5 protein-coding genes are annotated in these 7211 nt (G+C 67.8%); 2 read left to right on the top strand and 3 right to left on the bottom strand.

The window, feature by feature from the left end; genetic code table 11:
* Positions 1–517 precede the first annotated feature (517 nt).
* Together AWB78_RS27110 and AWB78_RS27105 are read left to right on the top strand one after the other, a co-directional pair.
* Positions 518–2494, top strand: coding sequence for a zinc ribbon domain-containing protein (locus tag AWB78_RS27110; protein WP_062609047.1), 1977 nt, complete (start codon positions 518–520; stop codon positions 2492–2494).
* Between the two features lie 208 nt (positions 2495–2702).
* The gene (locus AWB78_RS27105; RefSeq protein ID WP_082883432.1) at positions 2703–3845 is read left to right on the top strand and encodes a TAXI family TRAP transporter solute-binding subunit; all 1143 of its coding nucleotides are present in this window, start codon (positions 2703–2705) and stop codon (positions 3843–3845) included.
* 10 nt (positions 3846–3855) lie between these two features.
* On the opposite strand, the gene pdxR is transcribed toward AWB78_RS27105, so the two are convergent.
* From pdxR to AWB78_RS27090, 3 genes are all read right to left on the bottom strand, one after another.
* Entirely contained in the window at positions 3856–5307 is a 1452-nt protein-coding gene (pdxR, locus tag AWB78_RS27100) for a MocR-like pyridoxine biosynthesis transcription factor PdxR (RefSeq protein WP_062609046.1), read from the bottom strand.
* Positions 5308–5468: 161 nt separating this feature from the next.
* The gene (locus AWB78_RS27095) at positions 5469–5732 is read right to left on the bottom strand and encodes a helix-turn-helix domain-containing protein (RefSeq protein WP_062609045.1); all 264 of its coding nucleotides are present in this window, start codon (positions 5730–5732) and stop codon (positions 5469–5471) included.
* On the bottom strand, positions 5729–7180 hold the full coding sequence (locus AWB78_RS27090; protein ID WP_062609059.1) for an aminotransferase-like domain-containing protein: 1452 nt from the start codon (positions 7178–7180) through the stop codon (positions 5729–5731). Before AWB78_RS27090 ends, AWB78_RS27095 begins: the two co-directional genes overlap by 4 nt.
* Positions 7181–7211 lie beyond the last annotated feature (31 nt).

Below are 7211 nucleotides of genomic sequence, written 5' to 3'. Positions count from 1 at the left end.
AGCCCTGTAACCAGCCTGCATCGTCTATCCTCCGGATCCATTGCATCTTAACAGTGCCGCTTCCCACCACCCAGCACCGCCGGGAAGTTATTTCTCACTCGTTCCTAAGGATTGGCGGTTCAAAACCGCCGGCGCCATCCCAAAATGTCAGAAATAATCGTGAGCGAGAGAAGCGAGGCGCCCCGCGCGAGCCGGTCCGGCCCTGCATGCGCATCGATCCGACGCTTTCACATTCCACTTCAGGGCCATGCGCCGGACCTAGCCGTCCCGGCGCCTGCGAGGCACGGCGAAACGCACTGGTGCGGCCCCGGAGTAGGTGCGAAAGGCAGTTGACGTCCGATAACGGTTGAACCATAGTCGGAATGTCGTTTCCCGCCATGGCGCATGGCGCGCGGGAAACAATACGAAGGATTGCTGCCGCACGGCCGCGTCCCTGGATACAGGCGCGGCGACCGGCGCGCATTGGCGGCCACGCGAATCTGGCAACCTCACGCACATGTCCTTCGAGGGCTCCAGCATGACCACGCGTCTGACGTTTCCGGCATCCATGTTCTCCGTCGTCTGCCAGCGGTGCGGCAGCACGGTGCGCAAAAACGCCGATAGCTGCCCCAATTGCGGCGCCGACCGCAACGCGGCGTTCGGACAGAAGCGCGAAGCCGCCGCGGGCAAGCCGCGCGCGAACGTGTTCGAAGAGGCGGCTTCGGCGCCGCTCGCATCGGCTGCGGCGTCCGCCTCGGCCTCTACCTCCGGTGCGTCGATGGGCGCGCGCGCGAAGCCATCCGAGCGCGTCGAGCCGGACATGCGCTCGCGCTGGACCGAGCGCGCGAGCGAGCGCATCGCCCAGAAAGCCGCCGAATATCGCGCGCGCCGCGCCGAGGAAGCCGCGCGCAACGCCTACGCCGAATCCAGCAACGATTCCGACGCCCTGCCCGGCTCCGAGCGCTGGAACCAGAAGAAGACGATCATCGCGGGCGCGTGCGGGCTCGTGCTGCTGCTCGGCGCGGTGTTCTATTACCAGCTCGGCGATTCCGACGGCAGCGGCTCCCCGTCCGCCGATCACAGCGTCTCCGGCGTGATCGATTCGAAGGTCGGCGCGCTCGTGCGCGGCGCGATCGATACGCAGGGCACGCCCGCCGCGCCGGCCGTTGCCGAGCGGCGCGCTCCCGCCGACACGCGTGCGCTCGCTTCCGGCGATGCGCTGCAAGGCGTGCGCGTCGCGCTGGATCAGCACGACCTCGCCACCGCCCGCGCGCGTCTCAAGATGCTTCCCGCGCAGCAGCAGGCGCGCGCGGAGTATGAAGCCCTCAAGGACGAGCTCGTCAAGCGTGAAGCGCAGCGCGAGGCCGCGCTGCAGCTCGCGCGCGCCTGCGAGCGGACCTCCGCGTGGGCATGCGTGCAGCAGAACGCGGGCGAGGCGCTCGCGCTCGACGGCAGCAACCTCGAATCTCAGGCCATGCTCGAACGCGTGATCTCGCACGCGGGCTGGCTCGCGCCGACGGCATCGGCGGCGCTCGCTAAGAAAGTGCCGGGCACGGCGTCGCCTGCGGCAGACACGGCAAGCATTGCCCCGAGGCCGGGCGCCGCCGCGGCCGCGCCGCTTTCGGCCCAGGCAAACGTTGCAGCGCCTGCACCCGCCGCGATGCAGTCCAACGTCCTGGCGCAGAAGCCCGCCATCGAGCGGCGCCCGGCGCAGCGCAGCGCCACCGCCGCGCGTGAGACGGACGACGACGACTCTTACGCATCCCGCGCAGAGAAGATCGCGCGTGGCCAGGCCGCGACGAATGCGCTCACCGCGTCGATGATGCAGCCCGCCGCGCCTAACGTCGCCACGACGATGACCGCGCCCACCGCGCCCGCCGCGCGCGCGACCACGCAGGCCGCGGCGCCATCGTCGCCGCAGCCGGCGGCGAAAGCCAACGCGGCGCCGGTCACGCCGGCGGCTCGCGCGCCGTACTATCTCGGCGACGAAGCATCGCAGCCCGCAGCCACGCCGCGCGTCGCGAATCCGCGCGCGCCCTACTATCTCGGCGACGAGCAGCCGCAGCAGGCCGCTCGCCCCGCCAACCCGCGCGCTCCCGCTCCGTATTACCTCGGCGAAGACCCGCCGCAGCCGTCGGCACAGCCGGCGCCGGGGACGCGGGCCGCCGTGCCACGCCCGCCGCAGCCCGCGAACCAGAGCAGCTCGCTGCCGCCGTCCACCGCGACGATGCAGGCGGCCGTGCCGCGACCGCCCACGGCCAGCGCGCAACCGGTCGCGCAGACCGCCACCGCGCAGCGCCTCCCGCCGGTCGTCGGCCAGCCCGTCGCGCAGACGAACACCGTGCCGCGCCCGCCCGCGGCCAGCGCACAGGCCGCCGCCGCGACGGCGTCGCCTCAGTTCGGCACGATGCCGGCGGGCTCGCGTATGGACTCCGACAAATCCGAAGAGCTCGAGCGCGCCATCAAGCAATATGGCTGGAGCAGCGGCCAGCCGGCGCCGAAGCCGTCGCGCTGAAGAACACGCAAAAGAACGACGTAAAAAAGCAGCACGCAAATATCAGAACACGCAGAGACAACGACGACGAACGGCAAGCACACGCCACGCTTTCACGCGTAGCGCCGAATGTGAGTGACCGGCATGACCGAATTGCGCGCGCCGCGGACCGATAACCACGTCGCGCGAGTTTCAAAAGCACCCGTCCAACTCCGACTAAGGGTCAATCATGTTCACCACGAAACACATGCGCAACGCCGCACGGGGCGCGCTGGCACTTCTCGCCATCGCGGGGCTGATCGGCGCCGGATCGAGCTTCGCCGCCGATCCGATTCCCTACAAGATCACCACGGGCCAGGAACGCGGCACGTATATCCAGATCGGCCAGGATCTGTCGAAGTACGTGGCCGAGCCGGCTGGCATCGATCTGGAAGTGCTGCCGTCGAAGGGCTCGGCGGAGAACGTGCAACGCATGCGCTACGAGCCCGGCGTGAAGTTCGCGCTGGTGCAGTCGGACGTGTATCAGGCCTACATGGACATGGCGACCTCGGGCAACGCCGACGCCGGCAAGATCATCAAGCCGCTGCGGCTCATCATGCCGCTCTACGACGAGGAAATTTATTTCGTCACGCGCGCGGATTCGCCGATGAAGTTCATCCACGAGATCAAGGGCAAGAACATCAGCGTCGGGCCGATCGGCAGCGGCACGGCGCAGTCGGCGGAGACGCTGTATCGGCTGATGTTCGGCGAGCCGATCGCCGATGCCAGCGAGCAGCACCTCAACAACGAAGATTCGCTCGCGCGGCTGATCGTCGGGAAGATCGACGTGGCGGTGATCGTCGCGGGCCAGCCCGCCAAGCTCTTTCAGGACATGAATCCCGAGTTGCTGAAGCAGATCAAGCTGCTGCGCCTCGATTCGAGCGCGCCCGAAACCGCGCGCGCGAAACAGACCTACTTCCCCGCGACGATCCGCACGGCGAGCTATCCGAACTGGATTCAGGAAGATACGCCGACGCTCACCGTGAAGGCCTTCCTCGTGACCTACGACTACGGCTTGCGCGGCACGGTGGGCGCGCTGTCGAAATTCGCCGATTCGCTGTGCACGAACTTCGACACGCTGCAGGCGCAGGGCCATCCGAAGTGGAAGCAGGTGCATCTCGAACTGCCGCCGCTCACGAAGGGCTGGAAATACTATCCGCCGATGGAAAAGCACTTGCGCGCGTGCATCGCGCAGCGCACGGCGGCGGCCGAGCAGGCGCAGAATCCGGCCCGCAAGGTCGCGGTGCGCGGCGAGCAGGATGCGACCACGCAGAAGCCGAAGAAGGCGGCCTGCACGCCGCAGGAAAAGCTGCTGCTGCTGTGCGATCAGTGATGGCGCGAAGCTAGCGGACGAGCGTCGGCATGAGCGCGGCGAGACGCGTCATGCCGCGCTCGATCGCCGCGACGCCCGTGCCGCCGTAGCCGAACAGCATGCCCTGCTGCGCCGGCTCGCCCGCGTGGAACGGGCGAATTCCATACAGCCCGACCGATACCGCGCGCGCCGCCGCGACGACGTCATCCTCGCGCAAGGACGCGGCGAGCCGCGCGACCAGATGGATGCCCGCCGTCGCGGGCAGCGGCTCGAACCACGGCGCGAGCTCGCCTCTCAGGCGCTCGATCAAGACCGCGCGCCGTACGGCATACGCCTTGTGCATGCGGCGCAGATGCTTCGCGTATTCGCCGTCGAGCATGAACGCGCCGAGCGCCGCCTGCGTCAACAGGCAACTATGCCAGTCGCAGATTTGCTTCGCGTTCCAGAGCGGCTCCGATAGTGTCGCGGGCGGCACCACATAGCCGAGCCGCAGATCGGGAAAGAGCGTCTTCGAGAACGTGCCGACATAGGCGACGAGCCCCGCGCGGTCCAGACTCTTCAGCGATTCCACCGGACGGCCTTCGAAGCGGAATTCGCCGTCGTAGTCGTCCTCGACGACCACCGCGCCGCGCTTCGCCGCCCACTCGAGGAGTTCGACGCGGCGGTCGAGGCTCATCGGCATGCCGAGCGGAAACTGGTGCGACGGCGTCACATAGACGAGACGCGTGTTGCGCGGCAGCTTGCCGACGACGATGCCCTCGCCGTCCACCGGCACATGCGCGATGCGCGCGCCGAGCGCCGCGAACAGCGCGCGCGCGGGCGGATAGCCCGGCTCCTCGACCGCGACGACATCGCCCGGCTGGATCGTGATGCGCGCGAGCAGGTCGAGCGCCTGCTGCGCGCCTTGCGTCACGATGACGTCCTGCCAGTTGCACACGACCGCGCGGCTGAACGCGAGATAGCGCGCGATGCCGAGCCGTAGCTCCTGCTCGCCGCCCGGATCGCAATAGCCCGCGACGCCGCCGCTCGTGCGCGCCTGCGTCCGCAGCGCCTGGTTGAGGCAGCGTCGCCAGGCGTCGTAGGGAAAGAGCGTCTTGTCGGTCACGCCGCCCTTGAAGTCGCAGTCGAGCGTTTCGTGGGCGGGCGGCATCGGCATTGCCATGCGCTCGGGCATCTCGCGCCAGATGCCGATGGCGCGGGCGCGCGCGGACGTCGCCTCCGCGCGGGCGGACGGCAGCCGCGTGAGCCCTTCGGCGACGAAGGTGCCGTCGCCCGCACGCGTGCGCAGGAAGCCTTCCGCGATGAGGCGCTCGAAGACTTCGAGCGTCGTCTTGCGCGACACGCCGAGCTGCGCGGCGAGGTCGCGCGTGGAGGGAAGGCGCGCGTTCGCGGCAAGCCGCCCTTCGATGATGCCCGTGCGCAACTGGCCGTAGATCTGGCCGGTCAGGTCGCGTCGGCCGTGCAGGGTGATGTGGATATCCAAGGCGACTTCCGAAATTCAGTGGTCACCTATGATGCATCCGCATGGCGCACGTGACGATGCCAGCGGTCAAATCATCGATCGCGCGTCCGTGCCACGCGCCGAAGATTTTCATTTCGCGCGCCCACGTCTACAGGTCTGCATTGGGATGATCCGCGGCCCGTTCACGCATCCTCACCGAACACCGCCCGGCAAAGCTCCACCCCTTCCTCCGTCAACCACGCGCTTCCCGTCCCTTCCTCGCTCATCTGCATCTCGACCAGCCCGCCTTCCACGAGCCCCGTCAATTGCCGCCGCAGCGCGCTCATCGGCAAACCGGACTGTTTCGCCAGCTTCGAGAGCGACCACGCGCGCCCGGGCGTTTCCGTCCGCGCGCGCCAGAGTTGCGCCAGCACCGCGACGAGCGCGGGATCGATGTCATCGCTCATGCGCGATCTCCTCTCACATGCGTGGCCGGGCGCGCGCCGATCTCGCCGGCGAGTTCGCCGAGCCGCTGCAGCGCGGCCTCGCTCGCGGCCGTCCATGGATAACTGTAGTTGAGCCGGATGAAGTGGCTGAAGGCATTGCGGGTCGAGAACATATGGCCCGGCCCGACCGTGATGCCGCTTTCGAGCGCCGCGCGATAGAGCCGCATCGAATCGACGTTCTCCGGCAACTCCACCCACAACACATAACCGCCCTGCGGCACGGAAATCCGTGTGCCCGCAGGAAAGAAACGCTCGACCATCGCGCTCATGATGCGCGACTGCTGCCGGTACAGCTTGCGCACGCGCCGCAGATGCCGGTCGTAGCCGTCCTGGCGCAGATAATCCGCGATCGCGACCTGCGGCACGGACGGCGTCGTCAGCGTGTTGAGGAACTTGAGCTTCTCGACCTGCGCCCGATACCGCCCCGGCATCGCCCAGCCGATGCGGTACGACGCCGTCAGACTCTTCGAAAACGATGCGCAATGCAGCACGAGCCCTGTCGTGTCGAAGTTCTTGAGCGTCGACGGCCGCGCGTCGCCGTAATAAAGCTCGTGATAGACATCGTTCTCGATGACCGGAATCTCGTGCGTCGTGAGCAGTTCCATCAACTGGCGCTTGCGCTCGTCGGGCATCTGAAAACCCAGCGGATTCTGGAAATTCGGCATCACCATGCACGCCGCGATCTTTCTGCGCGCAATCACCTGCGCGAGCGCCTCGATGTCGATGCCTTCCGCCGGATGCGTCGGCACTTCGATCGCGCGCATACCGAGACGCTCGATGGCGTGCAGCATCGCGTAATAGGTCGGCGATTCGACGGCGACGGTGTCGCCCGGCTTCGCGACGGCCTGCAGGCTCAGATTGATCGCCTCGGTCGCGCCGACGGTAATGACGATCTCCTCCGGATCGACCGGCACGCCATTCTCCGCATAGCGCCGCGCGATCTGGCGGATGAGTTCGGCATTGCCGGGCGGCAGATCGTCGATGAGATTCCAGCTCGCATGCCGCCGCGCGATGGCGTTCGCGTACTGGTTGATGCGCCGCCACGGAAACGGCCCGGGATCGGGATACGGCGAGCCGAACGGCACGGCATCGTGCGCGCGGATGCTGCGCAAGGTCGACAGCACGAGCCCGCTCACATCGACCTCCGATGCCACCGCGATCGCGCGCCCCGTGCGTTTCGGCTCGGACTTCAGCGCCTCGCGCGTCGCGCGCACGAAGTAGCCGGACTGCGGCCGCGTCTCCAGCACGCCGCGGCTTTCCAGAATGGCGTAAGCGTGCAGCACCGTCTTGATGCTCACGCCGTGTTGCTGGCTGGCCTGACGCACGGACGCGATCTTCTCGCCCGGCGCGAACACGCCGCGGCGCACGGCTTCCTCGATTTCATCGGCGAGCTTTTCGTAGAGCTTCAACACGCGTGTTCCTTTCGATCGGACGTGAATC

This window comes from Caballeronia calidae (genome assembly GCF_900044055.2).
GTDB classification, from domain to species: Bacteria; Pseudomonadota; Gammaproteobacteria; order Burkholderiales; family Burkholderiaceae; genus Caballeronia; species Caballeronia calidae.
This window is presented reverse-complemented; position numbering and strand designations above follow the sequence as displayed.

Excerpts from the sequence above, each read along its gene's own strand:
- AWB78_RS27110 (WP_062609047.1), top strand. The coding sequence starts at position 518 with ATGACCACGCGTCTGACGTTTCCGGCATCCATGTTCTCCGTCGTCTGC.
- AWB78_RS27105 (WP_082883432.1), top strand. The coding sequence starts at position 2,703 with ATGTTCACCACGAAACACATGCGCAACGCCGCACGGGGCGCGCTGGCA.
- AWB78_RS27095 (WP_062609045.1), bottom strand. The coding sequence starts at position 5,732 with ATGAGCGATGACATCGATCCCGCGCTCGTCGCGGTGCTGGCGCAACTC.